Here is a 969-nt window from a genome sequence, read left to right on the forward strand (position 1 = left end):
TCGACCGCCTTGTATGCTGGCCTGCAAGAGCTCAACAGCAACGAGCGTAATATCCTTACCGTAGAAGATCCGATTGAATTTGATATCGACGGCATTGGTCAGACTCAGGTAAACCCTAAGGTGGATATGACCTTTGCGCGTGGCCTGAGGGCGATTCTTCGTCAAGACCCAGACGTAGTAATGATTGGTGAGATCCGTGACTTAGAAACGGCTGAGATTGCGGTACAAGCTTCTTTGACTGGTCACTTGGTAATGTCGACTCTCCACACCAATACAGCAGTTGGTGCGATAACGCGTCTGCGTGATATGGGTATCGAACCTTTCCTAATCTCTTCTTCACTGCTTGGTGCGCTAGCACAGCGACTGGTTCGTACGTTATGTAACGACTGTAAAGAGCCGTACGAAGCCGATAAAGAGACTAAAAAGCTGTTTGATTTGAAGGAAGAAGACAGCCTGACGCTCTATCATGCAAAAGGGTGTGAAGCGTGTAATCACAAAGGCTACCGTGGCCGAACCGGTATCCATGAGCTACTCATGGTCGATGAGTCGGTACAAGAACTGATTCACGGTGAAGCGGGTGAGCAAGCGATCGAGAAAGCAATTCGCAGCACAACCCCAAGTATTCGCGATGATGGCCTAGCCAAGGTTCGTCAGGGTATTACCTCACTAGAAGAGGTGATGCGCGTGACCAAGGAAGTCTAGTATGGCGGCATTTGAATACAAGGCACTGGATGCCAAAGGCAAAACCAAGAAAGGCTCGATAGAGGCAGATAACGCGCGTCAAGCTCGTCAGCGTCTCAAAGAGCAAGGCCTGATGCCGGTTGAAATGGCCGAAGCCAAAGCGAAAAGCAGCAAAGGGGGCAGTGCGCCTTCGACTAGCTTTAAGCGTGGTATCAGTACGCCCGATCTTGCTTTGATTACGCGACAGATTTCGACTTTGGTTCAGTCTGGTATGCCGCTCGAAGAGTG

1 protein-coding gene and 1 pseudogene are annotated in these 969 nt (G+C 50.2%); both read left to right on the plus strand.

Annotated elements, in window-relative coordinates; all coding sequences use genetic code 11:
• Positions 1 to 702 (plus strand): GspE/PulE family protein (locus tag KIV40_RS27540; RefSeq protein WP_285352389.1); only part of this gene is annotated, 702 nt, incomplete at its 5' end.
• A 1-nt stretch (position 703) separates the two neighbouring features.
• Positions 704 to 969: pseudogene (locus tag KIV40_RS27545) on the plus strand (type II secretion system protein GspF); the annotation flags it as partial.

Source organism: Vibrio sp. D173a, assembly GCF_030248475.1.